The organism is Pseudofulvibacter geojedonensis (assembly GCF_042675745.1).
In the GTDB taxonomy this organism is placed as follows: domain Bacteria; phylum Bacteroidota; class Bacteroidia; order Flavobacteriales; family Flavobacteriaceae; genus Pseudofulvibacter; species Pseudofulvibacter geojedonensis.
The window spans coordinates 122,546-141,512 of the sequence record NZ_JBHTJM010000010.1 but is presented as its reverse complement, the minus strand read 5'-3'; the positions used below and the strand labels follow the sequence as shown (position 1 = coordinate 141,512).

The following is an 18,967-nucleotide window of genomic DNA, read 5'->3' as shown; positions in this document are numbered from 1 at the left end:
ACTTTTGCTGTCTAATTAAAAACCAGAGGAAGGATTTGACTGATTGCAACCTCATAAAAAAATGCTAAAGCAGTGTAAACTTCTTTAGGCGCATACGTCAAATCTTCTCAGACAATTTAAATTAAAATAATGGCATATTTATTTACGTCAGAATCAGTTTCTGAAGGACATCCAGATAAAGTAGCAGATCAAATTAGTGATGCTTTAATAGATAACTTTTTAGCTTTTGATGAAGACTCTAAAGTTGCTTGTGAAACTTTAGTAACTACGGGACAAGTGGTATTAGCAGGAGAAGTAAAATCTAAAACGTATTTAGATGTACAGAAAATTGCTAGAGAAACCATTAATAAAATAGGATATACCAAAGGTGAGTATATGTTTGATGGAAATTCTTGCGGAGTTTTATCGGCAATACATGAACAATCTGATGATATTAATCGTGGTGTAGATAGAGCTAGTAAAGAGGAACAAGGAGCTGGAGACCAAGGAATGATGTTTGGTTATGCTACCCGTGAAACAGAAAACTTCATGCCTTTAGCTTTAGATTTATCTCATAGAATTTTAATTGAGTTAGCTGAATTAAGAAGAGAAAATAAAGACATTACTTATTTAAGACCCGACTCTAAAAGTCAGGTAACTATTGAATATTCAGACGATAACCAACCTCAACGAATAGATGCTATTGTTGTATCTACTCAACACGATGATTTTGGATCTGACGAAGAAATGTTAGCTAAAATTAGAAAAGACATTGTTGAGATATTAATACCTAGAGTAATTGCTAAATTACCTAAGCATATTCAAGTATTATTTAAAGATGATATTAAATATCATATTAATCCAACTGGAAAGTTTGTTATTGGTGGTCCGCATGGAGATACTGGTTTAACAGGAAGAAAGATAATTGTAGATACTTATGGTGGTAAAGGAGCACATGGTGGTGGAGCTTTTTCTGGAAAAGATCCGAGTAAAGTAGACCGTAGTGCAGCTTATGCTACCAGACATATTGCTAAAAACTTAGTAGCTGCTGGTGTTTGCGACGAAGTATTGGTACAAGTTTCTTATGCTATTGGTGTTGTAGAACCAATGGGGATATTTATCGATACTTACGGGACTTGCCCGTTTAATATGACAGATGGAGAAATTGCAGAAAAAGTATCTGAAATATTCGATATGCGTCCAGCTGCTATAGAAGAGCGTTTAAAATTACGCCAACCAATGTATAGCGAAACTGCTGCTTACGGACATATGGGACGTAAAACAGAAACGATTACTAAAACGTTTACTCAACCTAATGGAGATAGTAAAGAAATTGAAGTAGAATTATTTACTTGGGAAAAATTAGATTATGTAGATCAAGTAAAAGAGGCTTTTGAATTGTAAAAACTTCTAATCTAAAATAACAAAAGCCGAAACTTACGTTTCGGCTTTTTGTTTTATAAAACTGGCGGTTACAAATTATACTTTATTTTAAACACTAAATATCTTGGCTGAACAAAATACTCACTAGTATTTATACTAAAGTCCGAACTGTTATCTTGGTTTAACGACTCTGTATCTAATATATTGGTAGCTCCAATAGTATACTCCCACTTACTATCTTTTTTCTGATAGGTTAAATCTGCATCTAAAAATGAATATTCATTAATTGTTCTTTCTTCGTTTTTATAATTATTATACGTGTAATCTGCTTTAAAAACAAAGTTCTTTAAAAATAAAGCATCAAAACGAATAAACGGTGCCTGAGTTATAAATTTACTCTCGTTTCCTTGTAAATACTTGTTAATCGTAAAACGATAACCAATGTCGAAATTAGGTGCTTCCCTAAAATTGGTTCCCAATCTAGGTGTATAGGTCTGAGTTATTGACTCATTAATAAAACGCTGCCCGTTATTAATTTGGTTAAACTTAGAATAAGAGATGCTAGCTCTAACAGATGCCTTAAACTTACCTATAGTTCTTTCAAACCTACCATTGGCCGACAAGGACTCATCTGCGAAATTAGAGTTCGTAGAAGTAGAAGTTTGCAAATTGGTATTGGGTATAGACTGAGCAATTCCTCTTACCGCATCTTCTCTTTTATTATAATTAATCATAGCAAATACATTGGTGTAATTAAACATGTTAAAACTAAAGTAACTCAAATTAAAATTATGCGATAATGCATTTTCTAATTGCCTATTCCCCGCAAACAGACTATTATAATTATTCATTACCAAACCTTCTGCTAGCTGATTTACATCTGTAAAATCTGTTTGCATCTGGTAATTGATATTAATGTTCTCCGAGCTCTTTAACTGAATTCTTGTATTGAAATCTGGTAATAGCCTCACAAAATTATCCGTATAACCTGTTCCAAACTGTTCGTTATTCATAGAATAGTAATGTAACGATGCTCCTGGAGTAAAAGTAAACTTCCCAACTTTAAGCTTATAATGCAAGCCAACATATAAATCATTAAACTTATAAGCTATATTATTTACCGAGCTACCAATTGATGGAGTTAAATTATTAACTGATCCAGAATCTAATATCTGATACAATTCTGAATTGAATTGTTGTTTGCTAAACATTTCTCCTACGGTAATATTAATATTACTCTTGTCGTTTAACACATACCAATAGTCTATTTTAGCATCAAATTTATTGGTTTTAACTCGCTTCTCTTGATTTAAATTATAACCGTTGGTTGAATTGTCTAAATTCAGTACCGTATCGAACGAGTAAGTATTATTATTCTCGATAATAGCATTATAAAAAGGGTCTTCGTCTTGCCATAAATGCTGAACCTCTAAAGCAAAAATATTTTTATCGTTTAATGTATAGTAATAATTTAAGTTCTGATTTAAGCTAAAAGGGTTTTGCTCTTGTTGCTCTCCTATTAAGTCGTATAAAGACGAATTTAAACCTTGTCTTTCTCTTTGTCCAGATATTTTCACAAAAGCATCATAATCTAACTGATTATTAGAGTTTGGCTTGTAAACAGTACTTAATTTAAATAATCCTAAATCAGATTTCTGATGAGTTTTGCTAGTAGTAGATTCGTCTATAACCTGTTCTGGGACAGTATTATTAGGGTTGTTAGGGTCTGGATGTTCAGGAATGGTTGTTCTAGAAAAACCATTTTCTAACATGTCTGTTCTAGTGCCTGAAAAAATACCAAATCCACTTATATCCCAAGATTTTTTTGGCGAATAACTAAAGTTAGCTGCTCCAAACTTTGTATTGATTTCTTGAGCCTTATCATTTCTCATAGTTAAAAAACCCATATCGCTTGACGCTACATTAAAATTGGTACCACTACTTCTATTAGCTCCTCTAAAACCACCTGTAAACTTAAAATAATCTCTTCTTGTAAATGGTATCTCTCCAATATTATTCATATCGGTAATAATATTCACACTGTATTTAGGGCTATAGTAAAACAACTTAGGGTGTACCAAATAACGTTCGTCTAAGCCTGCACCAGCAGTAACTTCTCCAAACCAAAAGTTCTTTTTACCTTCTTTAAGTTTAATATTAATGGCTATATTATCTTCATCATTACCAAGCCCCCTTAATTGTCCTACATCGTTATGATTCTTTAAAACCTCAACTTTACTTACTGCATCTGCCGGAATATTTTTTGTTGCTAATTTAGAGTCGCCATCAAAAAAATCTTTTCCTTCTACCATTACCTTTCCAACAGTCTTACCTTCTACTTCTATTTCTCCGTCATCGGTAACTTCTACTCCTGGTAATTTATTCAAAACATCTTCTAGCTTTTTCTCTGTTCCGCTTGTAAAAGAATCTGCATTATAAACCAGTGTATCTCCTTTAACAGTAACTGGCATTTCATAAGTTAACTCTACTTCTTCTAAGGTATTGTCTGGCTCTAAACTAAAGTTTTTATTAATATTTTCTTCTTTAGTTTCTACAGTAGTCTTAAGTGTTTTTAAACCTATGTAGCTTACCTGTAATTCATATGTATCATTCTCTTTAAGAGACAATTTGTATTTTCCGTCACTGTTGGTAATTCCATATGAATCTAAGGCCTTGGTTGCTTTATTAATAGCTATTACATTAGCCATTTCTAAAGGATTTCCTAAGGAGTCCTTTACCACACCTTCTACTCTTATTTGAGCAAAAGATTGCCCCCCTATTAACAACAATAGGGCTAATATTATTTTTTGCATGATGATTTTGAGTTAGCTTTTTATTAAATTAATGACGGAATCCTCCTCCACCTCTTCTTCCGCGGTACATTTCACGCATTTCTTCCATCTTTTTCTTTACAATATCATTGTATTCTTTAGTAGTAACTTCTTTTCCTTTAGAGGGAGCTTCTATAGTTTCTTTCTCTCCTGGATTCATTACAATTTTAGTGCAAAGAATCGTTGTTCTATCTGCATTAACCTCTAATATTAAACCCGGTAATCCCCAGTACTTACTCGGTCCTTGACTTACCGGAACCTGTGGTGTGTACCAAGCGGTAACCTCTATCGTTTTTGGCGTTTCTATTTCACTCATAGGATCTTTATTTGAAATAGAATCTTTAGCTAAACTATCTTTATCTTCAGATGTCTTTGGCTTTCTTCTACGCATACTTCTCCAGTCCATTTCATCTACTTCTTTTATAGCTGTAGCTTTATAACAAGTATAATTTCCGATAATTTTGGTTTCGCTTCCCAACTTCCAATCTAACTTTTTTAAAGGCTCTTTTATTAAAAACTGTTTACCAAAAAAATCTCTCTTCTCTAACCATTTATTTTCTTTAATATCTTTATATTGTTTCCCTGGCGAAAAACTTTTACCCATCATTCTTCCCCATCCTCCTCCTTGACCTGGAGCTTCTAGCTTTTCTTCTTCTTTAAAAACAGATTCAGATTTATTGAATGTTAACACATAGGTTTTTTCTAACATTGGTTTCATTCTATCTAACATTTGCTTTTTTTGCTCTTCAGACATTTGCTGAGCTCTTGGTCCCATTTGGCTAAAATCAAAAGAAGTTTTAGACTGATAAATCGCTTTTCCTTGAAAATCTTGAGCAGAAATCAGCATGCTAAAAAGCAATAAAAAAGAAGTAATAATAAGTTTCATTTTGTTTATTTTAAAGTAATTACTCAACATAAGACGACAATCGTCTTAATTTGTTACCACACTTAGAATAAACTTTTTAGAAAAGGTTTAATTTGTAAATGTTAAAAAATACCTTAATACTAATTTCCTATTATCATTACTCTTTGTTCACCATCTCTATTTCTACCTCTCATACGCTCCATCATCTCTTTATTTTTCTTTTCCATTATTTCACTAAACTTTTCTTCTGTAACTACTTTTCCTTTAGTTGGCTCTTTTAAATCGATAGCTTCTTTAGGATTTATTACAATTTTGCTACAAATCAATGTTAATTGCCCATCGTTTATTTCTAAAATTAAGCCCGGTAAACCTTCATATTCAGCAGGACCATTACTAATTGGTATTTGAGGCGTATACCATGCCGTTACCAATCGTTTCTTTTTAACTTCTGTTATCTCACCATCGTTCACGGTTTGCATGGTATATTCATCTTCATAAGTTGCTTTATAGCATTCGTACTCACCAATAAACTTCTTCTCTTTTCCTAACACCCAATCTCTTGGTTGCAATTCATCTTTAATTAAAAACTGTTTCCCCATAATATCTGTTTGGTTACTATATCTTTTTTCTTTTATGTTTTTAAATAACAAATTAGAACTTTCATCTATAGTTATATTGATACCTGAAGTTTGAGGCTGGGGTGCGCTTAACTTTTCTACTTGCTGGTACATAGAAGCTTCTTTGGTAAATTTCAGCGTGTACTCTCTTTGAAATTGTTTCTTTAACTGCTCTTCTATTTGCTTTTGTAAAGCGTCGTTCTGTGGGCCGTCTCCATCTACTTTAAAATCGTCTAACTTTCTATGAGATTTATACGTAGCTATACCTTGAAAATCTTGTGCAAGAATTACTCCCGACAATAATAATACTGCAATAAATAGAACTTTTTTCATTTTAATTTTATTTGATTAATGTTCGTTTTTTAATTAACTACTACAAAGATGAAGCAGATTTATCTTCTTTTAAGTTAATGAGTGTTAACGTGTGTTAATAGAAAGCTTTACTTATTATTTTAAATCTTACTTTTGAAATATGAACAAGAAAAAGTACACCTGGATATTTTATCTTATTGCTTTTACTATTGTTAGTACTATTTTGGTTCAGTTTTACTGGAATTACAAAAACTATCAAGAAAATAAGCAACGAGTTAATAATGAAATTCAGTTAAGTTTTGACAACGCTATTGAAGAGTATTATGCAGACTTAGCTAAAGAAGATCTTTTTACTTTTGTGTCTAGTTCTAATAATTTTCCGGGTTTTCAGAGTTTAGATAGTGTATTACCTAAACAGAAGCAAATAAAGAGTATAAGGAAGAAAACCAAGAATATCGATTTTGCGATTACAGAAATCGAAATAACAGATTCTAGCAAGGTCCATCAAACAATAGATACCGATTCAATATTTATTAACCTTACTAATAATTTAATGATTAATGATACTATTAATGCAGATAGTTCACATCATAAACTTGTTATAAAAGAAAACAACAAGCCTATTAAAATTTTAAGAGGAAATAAATCTATTGATAGTTTAGAATTAAGACACGATTTAAATTCAATCTTTATTTCTTTTTTAAACAAAGAAGTAAATTACCAACAAGTAGATTCATTGTTTCAAAATCAATTAAACAAAAAAAATATAGATTTAGAGTATAGTATAGAACATCGAATTCAAAATCAATTAAAACACCAATCTAACAAAGATCAATCTATAGACGATTCTCAAATCATCAATGCCAAGTCTACTTTTATTAAAGGAAATGAAAAAATCTCTTTACGCTATACAGAAGCCACCAAAGAAGCTTTTAAAAGGAGTAGTACTGGTATACTTTTATCGTTCCTATTATCTCTATCCGTTTTAAGTAGTTTGCTGTACTTACTAAAAGTAATTAACAAACAAAAGGAGTTGGCAGAAATTAAAAACGATCTTATTAGTAACATCACTCACGAGTTTAAAACTCCTATTACAACAGTAAGAACCGCATTAGAAGCTATAGAAAATTTTAATGCAACTAACGATACTGAAAAAACTAAAAAATACCTTTCTATTTCTAACCTTCAGCTTAAAAAACTACATTTAATGGTTGAAAAATTATTAGAAACAGCAACACTAGACAGTGAGAAGCTATTCCTTAAAAAAGAAGATGTCAACCTAATAGACTTATTAGAAACCATTACTCAAAAACATCAATTACTAGCACCAGAAAAAAAGTTGGTATTTAGTAGCAACGTCAATGAAAAAACAATTGCTATTGATGTTTTTCATTTTGAAAATGCCATTTCTAATTTAATTGACAATGCCATTAAGTACGGAGGAGATATTATTGAGGTAAATTGCAATATACTACTCAACCAAATAGAAATATCTATAAGCGATAACGGAACTGGAATTTCTAAAAATCAGCAAGAAAAAATCTTCGATAAATTTTATCGAGTACCTAAAGGAAATACACACGATGTAAAAGGTTTTGGCATTGGCTTGTATTACACCAAAAAAATTGTTGAAAAACATTTGGGTAGCATCATTGTTAACTCAAACAATAATTTAACTCAGTTTAAAATTAGTTTAAAAGATGAATAAACAAGCTATTAAATTACTTTTAGCTGAAGACGAAGTAAGCTTGGGACAAATTGTAAAAGAAAGTCTAGAAACTAGAAACTTTGAGGTATTTCATGCAACTAACGGAGAAGAAGCTTATACTATATACAAAAAAGAAAACCCTAACATTTTGGTTTTAGATGTAATGATGCCTAAAAAAGATGGTTTTACTTTGGCAAAAGAAATAAGAGCAGAAAACCCTGAAATACCAATTATCTTTTTAACTGCTAAATCTCAAACCAAAGATGTGGTAGAAGGTTTTAATCATGGAGGGAATGATTATTTAAAAAAACCTTTTTCTATGGAAGAATTAATTGTTCGTATTCAAGCATTACTCAATAGAATTCCTAAGCAAAATAATCAGTCTGAAATAACTTTAGGCAATTATACATTTAACTACACCAAACAATTACTAGTACACGAGAAAGAAGAAATTTTACTTACTCACCGCGAAGCTGAGTTATTATATCATTTAACTCAAAAAAAGAACGAAATATTAGACCGTAGTTTCATACTAAAAAAACTTTGGGGTAGTGACGATTTTTTCAATGCACGAAGTATGGATGTTTTTATAAGCAAACTACGCAAAAAACTAAAAAAAGACGATAGCATCTCTATAATTAATGTGAGAGGTTATGGCTATAAATTAATCTATTCTTAATTGACTTTTTTAACAAAAACAACTAACTTCGTTTAACCGCAGATAAAAAGAATTGAAACTCCTTTTTATCTTAACTTAGTTACCAGCAACACACAAAAAACCAATCCGAAATAGAAAGTAAATGAACCAAAATCTGACTGATTACATAAAAAGATATGTGACTTTTTCGGAAAAAGAAAATGAAATTTTTCAATCTTATTTAAAATTAAGAAAATTAAAGAAAAAGGAATTTCTGTTAAAAGCAGGTCAATTTTGCAAATCAAGATATTTCATTACAAAAGGCTGTGTTCGTCTATTTTATATAGACAATAAAGGAAACGAACAAATTATACATTTCGGAATTGACAATTGGTGGATAACCGATTATGAAAGTTTGATTACTAATAAATCATCTACACTAAATATCCAAACAATTGAGTATACAGAATTGCTCGAACTTCCACAAGAAAAATTTGACGATTTGTGCGAGAAACTACCAAAAACTGAACGTTTGTTTCGAAAAGTAATGGAAAGAACCTATATACCCATTCAAAAAAGAATCGAGTATATTTACAGTCTTAAAGGTGAGGAACAATTTCGTCTTTTTATATCTGAAAACCCAGAGTTCGCTCAAAGAGTTCCTCAATATATGATTGCCTCATACTTGGGTATGTCGCCAGAGTTCGTTAGTAAAATAAGGGCAAAAATAAAATAAGTCCATTTCTTAATCTTGATTAAGTTTTTTTGTCAATAAAGTATCGACCTTTGTCTAAAACCAGTTTAAATATGAAAAAAACATTTATGTTGATTGCGATTCTGGCTACTATTGGTTGCCAATCTGAGAAATCAAATTCAAACCTTAAAAGCGAGGACACAATTCAAACTAAAAACAAAAAGGATAAGCAAGCAAAACACATAAGACCATTCAAGAAGGAACTCCCAACAATCGGACTCTTAATGTATGACGGTGTTTTACAGGGAGAAGTAATTGCAACATCAGACGTTTTTGCAAAATTAGACAAGAATGGGAATCAGCTTTTCAACGTCATATCAATTGCTGAAACCAATGATCCAATTGTAACAGAGGAGGGAATGAAATTTGTTCCCGATTACTCTTTTGATAATTGCCCAAAATTAACAGCTTTGTTCGTGCCAAGTGCATATGACATGCACGCACAAGTAAATAACGAGAAAATTATCGAATTTATAAGGAGCAAAAACTCGGAGACAAACTATATAGTGAGTAATTGTGCAGGAGCTCAACTAATCGGAAAATCAGGAATTGCGAATGGACATAAAATAGTTACTTGGATTGGTGGCGGAAAACAACTACAAAAAGATTATCCAAATTTAAAGGTGCAAAACGACAGTTTAATAGTGTTTGTGGAAGACGGAAAGTTCAGTTCATCTAATGGAAATTTAGCCAGTTATATTTCTGCCTTAAATCTGTTGGAGAAAATGACAAATTCAGAACATAAGAAATTTGTTGAAAACTACCTTTATCTCGACCAACTCCAAAATTGGAAGAAATAAAGTACTGTAAGTAAAAATCTTTATAAGTAATAACGGTTCAGGTTAAAACCTAAACCGTTTTTTGTTAAAATAATAAGTATATTGCTTAACGAAAAGTAGTTGTTAAAACCCGCACTACTCAAAACCAAAACCGTTAAACAAGCCTTCTTTACATTCCATATAATTATTCGTATTTTGCTCTCTCAATGAAATTATTCACGCATATAGTATTCTTTCTTACGATTCTTAGCGCTTATGCTCAAGAACCAATTTCTGTTACGCTAAAAAGTTCTACTCCTTTACAAGCAGATCGGTTTTTACACAAAGACAACTTTGATGCCTTATACTACATAAAAAACAATACTCTTGTTAAAAAAAGTACTAATGAATTTTACGAGTACAACAATGTGCTGTTGGGAAACATTAGCGCTATAGATGTTTTAAACCCTTTAGAAATTACCTTATTTTACAAAGATTTTAATACTGTTGTACAACTAGACAACACGCTAAATGAGATTAATAAAATAGACTTTAATATTTTACAAGACTTTAAAAATGTAAACTGGGCAGCAACAGCCAGTAACAAAAGACTTTGGTTATATAACAACGATAATTTACAAATAGAAATTTATAATTTTCAGCTAGAAAAGAATGAAGCTACTACCCAACCACTAGCAAAAAATATTATTGCATATAGTAGCAATTACAACTTTTGTTGGTTGCTTACCAATAAGAGTATTTTGCAGTTCAATGTATACGGTAGTTTATTAAACAATATTCCTTTTAATGAGGGCGAAGGTTTTAGCCATTCTAAAAACAATTTTGTTGTTCTTAAAAACAATGAATTGTATTTTATAAAAAGTGAATCGACTACTCCTGTAAAAATTAATTTACCAAAAATGACTATACAAGATTTTTCTTTAAGACATGAAACCTTGTATATTTACAACGGAGAAACTTTGTTTACTTATCAACTTAACTTAGAAAACTAGAACAACATGCACATTGCTATTGCAGGAAACATAGGAGCTGGAAAAACTACTTTAACTAAATTATTAGCAAAACATTACAACTGGGAACCCCAGTTTGAAGATGTTGTAGACAATCCTTACCTAGACGATTTTTACAATAAAATGGAACGTTGGTCTTTTAATTTGCAAGTATACTTCTTAAATTCACGTTTTAGACAAGTTTTACAAATTAGAGAAAGTGGTAAAACAACCATACAAGATAGAACCATTTACGAAGACGCTTATATTTTTGCTCCTAACTTACACGCTATGGGCTTAATGACTAATAGAGACTTTGAAAACTACAAATCTTTATTCGATTTAATGGAATCTATAGTAAAAGGTCCCGATTTACTGATTTATTTACGCAGCTCTATACCTAATTTAGTAAGCCAAATACACAAACGTGGCAGAGATTACGAAAACACTATTAGCATAGACTATTTAAGCCGATTAAACGAACGTTATGAAGCTTGGGTACACGATTACAAAGGAAAATTACTGGTTATAGACGTAGACAACTTAAACTTTGTTGATAAACCAGAAGATCTTGGTTTTGTAATTAATAAAATAGATGCCGAAATACACGGATTGTTCTAAACCAGATTATAACAACAGCCTCTTAAGGCTGTTTTTTTTTGTATCTTTGTTCTAGACTTAAAACTTGCTTAGTTACACACTTTTTTGATTTTACATTAATTAAAAAGAAACTGTAATGTTAACTAAACAATCTAGCTTAAAGCAAACTTTCCTTATTATTTTATTATTCTCTTTTAGTTTTGGTCATGCTCAAATTTGGAAAAAAATTCAGAAAAAAGCAGAAAAGGCTGTTGAACGAAAAATTGAAAAAAAGGTTGAAGATGAAACCGAAAGAGCTATGGATTCTATCTTGAATCCGAATGAAAAAAGAGAACCTACAGACTCACATACCAATCCAGATCATTCAGAAAAAAAAATACCCACTCAAGCTCAAGAAAAAACTGGTTTTACAAAAATAGAAGTTTATAGAAAGTTCGATTTTGTACCCGGTAACAACATCATATTCTTTGACGATTTTTCTAAAGACTTTGTAGGAGATTTCCCTTCTAAATGGAATACCAACGGTTCTGGAGAATTGGTACAATTAAACACTTCTAAAGGCAATTGGTTTGAATTAAAACCTGGTTACAATATTCAATACCTACCGCTAATCACCAATTCTTTACCAGAAGAATATACTATTGAGTTTGATTTATTGGCAGAAGGCTTAGATCATAAAACCTCATCTACAGCTAGATTGTACATTACTTTAGATGATAACAGCAGCTTTAAAACAGGAAAGAACAATGCTACTATAAGCATTCCATTTGGGCAATACTGTGCTTTTGGTATAGGTATAAAAAACCGAATTAACAACAATCATGTTATTAGTAGTACGATTACCGCAGATATTAGAAAAGCAGTAAAAAACTCCCCTCATATTTCTATTGCTGTTAATAAAGAACGCTTTAGGTTATGGATAAACCAAACAAAGTATGTAGATATTCCTCAACTCATTCCTACTCCTAACTTTATAAGCAATGTAAAATTTAACATCTATGGATTCAAAGACGGAAAAGATCGATTGTTTGTTAAAAACATTAAAATAGCCGAAGGCGGATTAGACCTACGAAAAGATTTATTAAATAACGGTTCTGTATCTACTAACGGAATTTTATTTGATACCGGAAAAGCTTCAATTAAACCACAATCTTTTGGAATAATTAGGCAAATTTCGCAAGTTTTACAACAAGACGAAAAATTAAAACTTGTAATTATTGGTCATACCGATTCTGATGGAAGCGAAGATGCTAACCTAACTTTATCTAAAAGACGGGCAGAATCTGTAAAACAAGCCTTGATAAACATTTATAACATTTCTGAAGACAAATTAACTATAGATGGTAAGGGAGAAAGCGAACCAATTGCAGATAATAAATCTATTAATGGAAAAGCGCAGAACAGAAGAGTTGAATTTATTTTAAGATAATTAACTCCCTATTTTATCGATTTCTACACTTACATCTAACTGACTTTTTTTTAAGAATTTATAAACAAAAAACATATCTATAAAAGACACAACACCTAAAAAAAGAATCAAATAAATAATACTATTCATAATAAGTACTAAATTAAAATCGTTGGGCGGATCTGTTTGCATTAAATAAGCCAATATCAATCCTGATCCTGTAAAAGTTAAAGCCGATAATGAATTAAGCACCCAATAAATCAATTTAACCTTTCGCTTTTTGGTGGTATAAACTTGGTTCTTTTTTTCTTTTAAATATTCTACATGAAAGAAAATACTTCCCACTACAAAAGAGAAAATCAAACACGGAATTAATAAATACTCTTGATTCTGATTTATTTTATAAAAAGACAAAGCCATTGATGTTAGCAATAGTGAAACTATTGTAAGCTTTAAGCACATTAAAACAATGCGCAGTACTTTTTTTAGTTTATCATGCTTCAACTTCAAACAGAGTATTGAAATGTTTTAAAAACTTTTGTTGAACTTCTAACATATCTACTTTATCTACTCCTAGTTCTACATTCATAGAAGTTACCCCTTTACCGCGTATACCACAGGGAATAATGTTATCAAAATACCCTAAATCGGCATTAACATTTAAGGCAAAACCATGCATAGTAACCCATCTGCTAGCACGTACGCCCATTGCACAAATTTTACGAGCAAACGGTGTTCCTACGTCTAGCCAAACTCCTGTTTCGCCTTCGCTTCTAGTAGCTTTTAAATCATACTCTTCTAAGGTTAGAATAATAGCTTCTTCTAATAAACGTAGGTATTTGTGTATATCTGTAAAAAAGTTTTCTAGGTCTAAAATAGGATAACCAACAAATTGCCCTGGACCGTGATAAGTAATATCTCCACCTCTGTTTATTTTATAAAAAGTTGCTCCCTTTTCTTTTAACTGTTCTTCGTTCAGTAATAAGTTATCAAAGCTTCCGCTTTTTCCTAAAGTATATACATGCGGGTGCTCTACAAACAATAAGTAGTTTTGGGTTTCTAAACCTGCTTCCTCTCTTCTATTTTTAATTTTAGTATCTACTATAGCTTTAAAGAGTTCTTCTTGGTAATCCCAAGTGTCTTTATAATCTTTTAAACCTAAATCTTGAAAAATTACTTTTTTATTCATTTTATAAAAATCTCTTTACATAAGCTATAACATCTAACCCGTGTCTAAGTTTAGCAAACAACACAAATAAGATTATAAATGCAATTAAAAAACCCAATAACAATCCTACTCCACTATTAGAAGCAACTTTTTTACTTTTTTTCAAGTACGCTTTAGAGGCAGAATTAATCCATTTCCCCACTAATCCAAATAAAGGAACAAATACAAGAACCGTAACTCCCATGCCTATTAAAACAGAAGTGTATGTAGGTTCTTTATAATAAGAATTAACCCATTTAACAATATACTCGTTAACCAATGAAGCAGTTAACACAGATATAATTATGGTTGCATATTTGGTTCTTCTTGTTAGTGCCATAAAACTTTGTTTTACCACACAAAAGTAACCATTTTTAACACTAAAATACTTCTTGTTAAAAAAGTATCACTATTTGTTAGTATTGTTTAAGATAACTAGTGCTGCTATAACCCCTGGAACCCAAGCGCAGCAAGTAAGAATAAAAACGATAATAATAGAACCACAACCTTTATCTAAAACGGCCAATGGTGGAAATAAAATTGAAAGTAAAACTCTCCAAATACTCATATTTATTTTTTTGATTGATTCGCTTTGTAAGTCTCATAAACACTCAGATTGTTACATATCTAAATATTATTTTAATATTATAAATAAAGTAGTACTTTCGTAATAATTAAAACTAATCACTATTAAAAAATGGAAAACTCAACATCATCTTTCGAAAATTTTGATAATAAAGAAATGCCAAAGAATAGCATGGCATTAGCAATTATAGGTACTATATTAGGTTTATGCCCTACTATTTGCTGTATAAATTTTATAACTGGTTTAATAGCTATTTACTTTGCTTCTCAAGTAAAAAAGAAATTTGAATCTGGTGATTATATTAGTGCCGAAAAAGCTGCTAAAAACGCAAAGATTTTATCTTATATTACTTTAGGATTATTTGTTTTAGGAATAATTATTAGTATTGTTACATATGATCCAGCTCAACAAGAAGAAATGAGAGAAAAAATAATGGAAATAATGAATCAATAATAATTTTAAAAAACCGATTCAATTGAATCGGTTTTTATTTTTTATGCTCAAAAAATCACTTTCCATATTCTCTATTTTAATCTTTGGTTTATGTTTTAGGTATTTTTATCTAAATAATCCTGCAGACAACACTTCTCCCTTTGTGGTTTGCATGAGCAAACGTATTGCTAAAATAGATTGCCCTGGATGTGGTGGTCAACGAGCTTTTCATCAATTGCTCCACGGCAACTTTCTCGAAGCTGCCCAACTCAATGTCTTTATCTATTTCTTTGCTCCTTTACTAACTTATATATTTTTAAGTTTTGCTTTAAGACCTTTTAATATTAACCTTCCAGATATTGACATTTCTACCAAAGGGCTCATAATCATCCTGATCATTTTAATCGTTTTTACAATTATTAGAAATATAGCTTTTTAAAACAGCTAATTAACTTCTTGTTATTTATTAAACAATGCTTTCTCTAGTATTGATTTTTATGTAATTTTGCAGCTTATTTAAAATTAATAATCATGCAATTATCAGAACAAGAAATAGTAAGACGTGAAAAACTTACTAAGTTACGTGAAATGGGTATAAACCCATATCCTGCCAACCTTTATCCTGTTAATCATACTTCCAAACAGGTAAAAGCTGATTTTAGCGAGGGTAAACAGGTGATAATTGCTGGTAGGTTAATGTCTAGACGTATACAAGGGAAAGCTTCCTTTGCAGAATTACAAGATAGTGAAGGGAGAATACAAGTGTATTTTAACAGAGACGAAATTTGTACTGGAGAAGACAAAACTTTATATAACGAAGTTTACAAAAAACTATTAGACATAGGTGACTTTATTGGTATTGAAGGAGAGCTATTTACTACTCAAGTAGGAGAAAAAACTATTTTAGTTAAAAACTTTGAGTTATTAAGCAAATCATTAAAACCTTTACCTTTACCTAAAATTGATGCAGAAGGAAATGTTTTTGACGGATTTAATGACCCTGAATTACGATATAGACAACGTTACGCAGATTTAGTTGTAAATCCACAGGTAAAAGATGTGTTTGTAAAAAGGACTAAGTTATTTACTGCCATGAGAAACTTCTTTAACGAAGCTGGATATATGGAAGTAGAAACACCTATTTTACAAGCTATACCAGGAGGAGCAGCAGCAAGACCATTCATTACTCACCATAATTCATTAAACATACCATTATACATGCGTATTGCTAACGAGTTATATTTAAAAAGACTAATTGTAGGTGGTTTTGACGGTGTTTACGAGTTTTCTAAAAACTTTCGTAACGAAGGGATGGATCGTACGCATAATCCGGAATTTACAGCAATGGAAATTTATGTAGCCTATAAAGACTACAACTGGATGATGGACTTTACAGAAAAATTATTAGAGCACTGTGCTATAGCTGTTAACGGTACTACTAAAGCTACTTTTAACGGACAAGAAATAGACTTTAAAGCGCCATATAAGCGTATTACTATGGCAGATTCTATAAAAGAGTTTACCGGTTTTGATATTACAGGAAAAACCGAAGATGAACTAAGAAGTGCCGCTAAAGAAATGGGGATTGAAGTAGATGATACTATGGGGAAAGGAAAGTTAATAGATGAAATGTTTGGTGAAAAATGTGAAGGAAACTACATTCAACCAACTTTTATTACTGACTATCCTAAGGAAATGTCGCCTTTAACAAAAGAGCATAGAGATAACCCAGAGTTAACCGAACGTTTTGAGTTAATGGTTTGTGGAAAAGAGATTGCCAACGCTTACTCTGAGCTAAACGATCCTATTGACCAAAGAGAACGTTTTGAAGCGCAAGCTGCTTTAGCCGAAAGAGGAGATGATGAGGCTATGTTTATAGACCAAGACTTTTTACGTGCTTTAGAATATGGTATGCCACCAACTTCTGGATTAGGAATTGGAATGGATAGATTAATTATGTTCTTAACAGACAATCCGTCTATTCAAGAAGTATTATTCTTTCCACAAATGAAACCAGAGCGTAAAGCAGTTGCTATGACCGACGAAGAGAAAGCAGTATTTAACATCTTAAAAGACAACTCTCCTATAGATTTAAATAACTTAAAAACTCAGTCTGGATTAAGTAATAAAAAATGGGACAAAACCATTAAAGGCTTAACCAAAAACAAACTTGCTAAAGTTAACAAAACTGAAGAAGGCTTGTTTGTTGAAGTTGTTTAATAAAGTATTACATTGAGTCTATCGAAATTCATCAATCATCTTCAATTGACTTCGATAGACTCATTTTTATTATAAAAAATTACATTTTCAGATAAAAAGAAAACCGTTTTACGTTGATGTAAAACGGCCTCACCCCAAATTCAAGTAATAAAATTACTTAACAAAATTTTATTGTACTACTTACAGCAAGCCATTTTCTAGAGCCGCTTGCAGCAAGTTATCTGTTTCTAATTTTTTCTTAAGCCTGTTCTTTCTCTTTTCTATAGCCCCTAAAGACAAGTTTAATTTTTCTGGTAAGTCTTTTGTTTTACAACTTTTAGTTAAATAAAATAACAAATCAACATCTATTAAGTCTATCAAATCTAATACTTGATAAGAATGCTCTTTTATTTTTTTTACTTTAGGACTAAAAAGAAACCCTGAGGAACTCCATATTACCTCAAAACCTTTCTCCAATAACTCTTGATTCAACTCTTCTTGTAGTAAATAAACATTTAACGCATATAATTTTAGCATACGCTTAATTCTATTAACATTAGAGCTATTGCTTATTAGGAATAATTTACATTTAGGATAATTGAATCTTAATTTAGTTAGAAATCGTTCTTCCGAAATAGATGCTTCTTGAATATTATATTCAGAAGATAGTATAACTATATCAAACTCTTTACCTTTTTTAAACAACCTATTAGCCGTAGTTATAGAATCTTCTATCTTTAATTGATATGGTTTATTTGCATATTTAGATAATAACTTTTGATACAAAGCTATTAGTAACGGATTCTTTTCAATTAGTAATATTTGCTGAAGGTTTGCTACCACTTGATAAATTTATTACAGCAAATCTAACTCTAAGTAACAAAAAACAACTAGGGTTTTACCTTTCAATACAAAAGGAAAAACCCTAGTACACTTTAAATATTTTTATAAAAAACTTTTACAGAAAACATCAATTCAACTAAACTACTATTTAACACCTTAAGTATTAGATAAAACCTTTTTCTTTGGCCATAGCCACTAAAACTCTATCTGGTTCTTTCTGAATATCAAAAATTTCTTTTATCTGACGCTTTCTTCGCTCTACTCCGCTTAAAGACAGTGGTAGAATTTTAGGTAAATCAACCATTTTTGTTCCTAAAGACAACTCATACAACAACTGCCTATCTATCTTATCTAAAAAGAAATCATGATTTACATGAGTTCTCAATAGCTTCAAAACTGTTTGACTGTAGTAAGGGGTGTCATCTAAAATAGTTTTAATAGCTGCCATTAAATCTTTAGGTGTAATATCGTTTTTCACTAAAAACCCTTCTGGGTTAATACTTTTTAAAATATTATTCACCCTATAATTATCATTATAAGTTGTTGAAACTATAATTCTTGCCTCTGGTAATTTCTCTCTGAGTTCAATTCCTAAATCTTCTCCCGACAAAAACTTACCATCTAATGAAGGTGGCAACTTCATATCTAAAAAAATTAAATCTGCTGTTTTTTGAGTTTTTATGTAATCTAAAACATCATCGCAATTTGTTAGCATTTCAACAGAAAAGTCTAACTCTTTACTATCTAAACTCAATTTATTTAATGCAAACTTATAAGCCTCTGCAATTATTGGATGATCGTCTATTATTAAAACAGTATATGTTTTCATCTGTTTACA

General features: G+C 30.9%; 20 protein-coding genes. 11 read left to right on the top strand and 9 right to left on the bottom strand.

Annotation, left to right across the window (positions count from 1 at the left end):
• The first annotated feature begins 129 nt into the window (after nt 1–129).
• A complete protein-coding gene (gene metK / locus ACFQ1O_RS12560; RefSeq protein ID WP_377716381.1) occupies nt 130–1,383 on the top strand; it encodes a methionine adenosyltransferase in 1,254 nt (417 codons plus the stop codon).
• A 68-nt stretch (nt 1,384–1,451) separates the two neighbouring features.
• Here the strand turns inward: metK and ACFQ1O_RS12555 are convergent, their stop codons facing one another.
• From ACFQ1O_RS12555 to ACFQ1O_RS12545, 3 genes are all read right to left on the bottom strand, one after another.
• Nucleotides 1,452–4,175: a carboxypeptidase-like regulatory domain-containing protein gene (locus ACFQ1O_RS12555; RefSeq protein WP_377716380.1), complete on the bottom strand. Its 2,724-nt coding sequence runs from the start codon at nt 4,173–4,175 to the stop codon at nt 1,452–1,454.
• Nucleotides 4,176–4,203: 28 nt separating this feature from the next.
• Nucleotides 4,204–5,079: a GLPGLI family protein gene (locus tag ACFQ1O_RS12550; protein WP_377716379.1), complete on the bottom strand. Its 876-nt coding sequence runs from the start codon at nt 5,077–5,079 to the stop codon at nt 4,204–4,206.
• A gap of 119 nt (nt 5,080–5,198) precedes the next feature.
• Entirely contained in the window at nt 5,199–6,008 is an 810-nt protein-coding gene (locus tag ACFQ1O_RS12545) for a GLPGLI family protein (protein ID WP_377716378.1), read from the bottom strand.
• Nucleotides 6,009–6,147: 139 nt separating this feature from the next.
• Here ACFQ1O_RS12545 and ACFQ1O_RS12540 point away from each other — a divergent pair, with 139 nt between their 5' ends.
• The 7 genes from ACFQ1O_RS12540 (at nt 6,148) to ACFQ1O_RS12510 (ending at nt 12,883) form a co-directional block, all read left to right on the top strand.
• Complete coding sequence (locus tag ACFQ1O_RS12540) at nt 6,148–7,695, top strand: sensor histidine kinase (protein WP_377716377.1); 1,548 nt, start codon at nt 6,148–6,150, stop codon at nt 7,693–7,695.
• Nucleotides 7,688–8,374, top strand: coding sequence for a response regulator transcription factor (locus ACFQ1O_RS12535; protein WP_377716376.1), 687 nt, complete (start codon nt 7,688–7,690; stop codon nt 8,372–8,374). The genes ACFQ1O_RS12540 and ACFQ1O_RS12535 overlap by 8 nt, the downstream gene beginning before the upstream one ends.
• A gap of 121 nt (nt 8,375–8,495) precedes the next feature.
• Nucleotides 8,496–9,068, top strand: a complete 573-nt coding sequence (locus tag ACFQ1O_RS12530; protein ID WP_377716375.1) for a Crp/Fnr family transcriptional regulator — start codon at nt 8,496–8,498, stop codon at nt 9,066–9,068.
• Between the two features lie 71 nt (nt 9,069–9,139).
• Nucleotides 9,140–9,886 carry a DJ-1/PfpI family protein gene (locus tag ACFQ1O_RS12525; RefSeq protein ID WP_377716374.1) on the top strand — a complete coding sequence of 249 codons (747 nt, stop codon included), beginning with the start codon at nt 9,140–9,142 and terminating at the stop codon, nt 9,884–9,886.
• 185 nt (nt 9,887–10,071) lie between these two features.
• Complete coding sequence (locus ACFQ1O_RS12520) at nt 10,072–10,857, top strand: hypothetical protein (protein WP_377716373.1); 786 nt, start codon at nt 10,072–10,074, stop codon at nt 10,855–10,857.
• A 6-nt stretch (nt 10,858–10,863) separates the two neighbouring features.
• Entirely contained in the window at nt 10,864–11,475 is a 612-nt protein-coding gene (locus ACFQ1O_RS12515) for a deoxynucleoside kinase (RefSeq protein WP_377716372.1), read from the top strand.
• 115 nt (nt 11,476–11,590) lie between these two features.
• The gene (locus ACFQ1O_RS12510; RefSeq protein ID WP_377716371.1) at nt 11,591–12,883 is read left to right on the top strand and encodes an OmpA family protein; all 1,293 of its coding nucleotides are present in this window, start codon (nt 11,591–11,593) and stop codon (nt 12,881–12,883) included.
• Here ACFQ1O_RS12510 and ACFQ1O_RS12505 read toward each other — a convergent pair whose 3' ends face one another.
• From ACFQ1O_RS12505 to ACFQ1O_RS12490, 4 genes are all read right to left on the bottom strand, one after another.
• A complete protein-coding gene (locus ACFQ1O_RS12505; RefSeq protein ID WP_377716370.1) occupies nt 12,884–13,282 on the bottom strand; it encodes a hypothetical protein in 399 nt (132 codons plus the stop codon). It lies immediately after the preceding gene.
• Nucleotides 13,283–13,355: 73 nt separating this feature from the next.
• Nucleotides 13,356–14,051: a lipoyl(octanoyl) transferase LipB gene (gene lipB / locus ACFQ1O_RS12500; RefSeq protein WP_377716369.1), complete on the bottom strand. Its 696-nt coding sequence runs from the start codon at nt 14,049–14,051 to the stop codon at nt 13,356–13,358.
• A 1-nt stretch (nt 14,052) separates the two neighbouring features.
• Entirely contained in the window at nt 14,053–14,409 is a 357-nt protein-coding gene (locus ACFQ1O_RS12495; protein ID WP_377716368.1) for a hypothetical protein, read from the bottom strand.
• A 69-nt stretch (nt 14,410–14,478) separates the two neighbouring features.
• On the bottom strand, nt 14,479–14,637 hold the full coding sequence (locus tag ACFQ1O_RS12490) for a YqaE/Pmp3 family membrane protein (RefSeq protein ID WP_377716367.1): 159 nt from the start codon (nt 14,635–14,637) through the stop codon (nt 14,479–14,481).
• Nucleotides 14,638–14,766: 129 nt separating this feature from the next.
• Here ACFQ1O_RS12490 and ACFQ1O_RS12485 point away from each other — a divergent pair, with 129 nt between their 5' ends.
• From ACFQ1O_RS12485 to lysS, 3 genes are all read left to right on the top strand, one after another.
• Nucleotides 14,767–15,108 carry a CD225/dispanin family protein gene (locus ACFQ1O_RS12485; protein WP_377716366.1) on the top strand — a complete coding sequence of 114 codons (342 nt, stop codon included), beginning with the start codon at nt 14,767–14,769 and terminating at the stop codon, nt 15,106–15,108.
• Between the two features lie 151 nt (nt 15,109–15,259).
• A complete protein-coding gene (locus ACFQ1O_RS12480; protein WP_377716365.1) occupies nt 15,260–15,526 on the top strand; it encodes a DUF2752 domain-containing protein in 267 nt (88 codons plus the stop codon).
• Between the two features lie 92 nt (nt 15,527–15,618).
• Complete coding sequence (gene lysS, locus ACFQ1O_RS12475; protein ID WP_377716364.1) at nt 15,619–17,307, top strand: lysine--tRNA ligase; 1,689 nt, start codon at nt 15,619–15,621, stop codon at nt 17,305–17,307.
• 180 nt (nt 17,308–17,487) lie between these two features.
• Here the strand turns inward: lysS and ACFQ1O_RS12470 are convergent, their stop codons facing one another.
• Both ACFQ1O_RS12470 and ACFQ1O_RS12465 read right to left on the bottom strand, forming a co-directional pair.
• Nucleotides 17,488–18,129 carry a hypothetical protein gene (locus ACFQ1O_RS12470; protein ID WP_377716363.1) on the bottom strand — a complete coding sequence of 214 codons (642 nt, stop codon included), beginning with the start codon at nt 18,127–18,129 and terminating at the stop codon, nt 17,488–17,490.
• Nucleotides 18,130–18,292: 163 nt separating this feature from the next.
• Nucleotides 18,293–18,958 (bottom strand): response regulator, encoded by a 666-nt coding sequence (locus tag ACFQ1O_RS12465; protein ID WP_377716362.1) that lies wholly within the window; start codon nt 18,956–18,958, stop codon nt 18,293–18,295.
• Nucleotides 18,959–18,967: the final 9 nt, after the last annotated feature.

Excerpts from the sequence above, each read along its gene's own strand:
- metK (WP_377716381.1), top strand. The coding sequence starts at position 130 with ATGGCATATTTATTTACGTCAGAATCAGTTTCTGAAGGACATCCAGAT.
- ACFQ1O_RS12555 (WP_377716380.1), bottom strand. The coding sequence starts at position 4,175 with ATGCAAAAAATAATATTAGCCCTATTGTTGTTAATAGGGGGGCAATCT.
- ACFQ1O_RS12550 (WP_377716379.1), bottom strand. The coding sequence starts at position 5,079 with ATGAAACTTATTATTACTTCTTTTTTATTGCTTTTTAGCATGCTGATT.
- ACFQ1O_RS12545 (WP_377716378.1), bottom strand. The coding sequence starts at position 6,008 with ATGAAAAAAGTTCTATTTATTGCAGTATTATTATTGTCGGGAGTAATT.
- ACFQ1O_RS12540 (WP_377716377.1), top strand. The coding sequence starts at position 6,148 with ATGAACAAGAAAAAGTACACCTGGATATTTTATCTTATTGCTTTTACT.
- ACFQ1O_RS12535 (WP_377716376.1), top strand. The coding sequence starts at position 7,688 with ATGAATAAACAAGCTATTAAATTACTTTTAGCTGAAGACGAAGTAAGC.
- ACFQ1O_RS12530 (WP_377716375.1), top strand. The coding sequence starts at position 8,496 with ATGAACCAAAATCTGACTGATTACATAAAAAGATATGTGACTTTTTCG.
- ACFQ1O_RS12525 (WP_377716374.1), top strand. The coding sequence starts at position 9,140 with ATGAAAAAAACATTTATGTTGATTGCGATTCTGGCTACTATTGGTTGC.
- ACFQ1O_RS12520 (WP_377716373.1), top strand. The coding sequence starts at position 10,072 with ATGAAATTATTCACGCATATAGTATTCTTTCTTACGATTCTTAGCGCT.
- ACFQ1O_RS12515 (WP_377716372.1), top strand. The coding sequence starts at position 10,864 with ATGCACATTGCTATTGCAGGAAACATAGGAGCTGGAAAAACTACTTTA.
- ACFQ1O_RS12510 (WP_377716371.1), top strand. The coding sequence starts at position 11,591 with ATGTTAACTAAACAATCTAGCTTAAAGCAAACTTTCCTTATTATTTTA.
- ACFQ1O_RS12505 (WP_377716370.1), bottom strand. The coding sequence starts at position 13,282 with ATGGCTTTGTCTTTTTATAAAATAAATCAGAATCAAGAGTATTTATTA.
- lipB (WP_377716369.1), bottom strand. The coding sequence starts at position 14,051 with ATGAATAAAAAAGTAATTTTTCAAGATTTAGGTTTAAAAGATTATAAA.
- ACFQ1O_RS12495 (WP_377716368.1), bottom strand. The coding sequence starts at position 14,409 with ATGGCACTAACAAGAAGAACCAAATATGCAACCATAATTATATCTGTG.
- ACFQ1O_RS12490 (WP_377716367.1), bottom strand. The coding sequence starts at position 14,637 with ATGAGTATTTGGAGAGTTTTACTTTCAATTTTATTTCCACCATTGGCC.
- ACFQ1O_RS12485 (WP_377716366.1), top strand. The coding sequence starts at position 14,767 with ATGGAAAACTCAACATCATCTTTCGAAAATTTTGATAATAAAGAAATG.
- ACFQ1O_RS12480 (WP_377716365.1), top strand. The coding sequence starts at position 15,260 with ATGAGCAAACGTATTGCTAAAATAGATTGCCCTGGATGTGGTGGTCAA.
- lysS (WP_377716364.1), top strand. The coding sequence starts at position 15,619 with ATGCAATTATCAGAACAAGAAATAGTAAGACGTGAAAAACTTACTAAG.
- ACFQ1O_RS12465 (WP_377716362.1), bottom strand. The coding sequence starts at position 18,958 with ATGAAAACATATACTGTTTTAATAATAGACGATCATCCAATAATTGCA.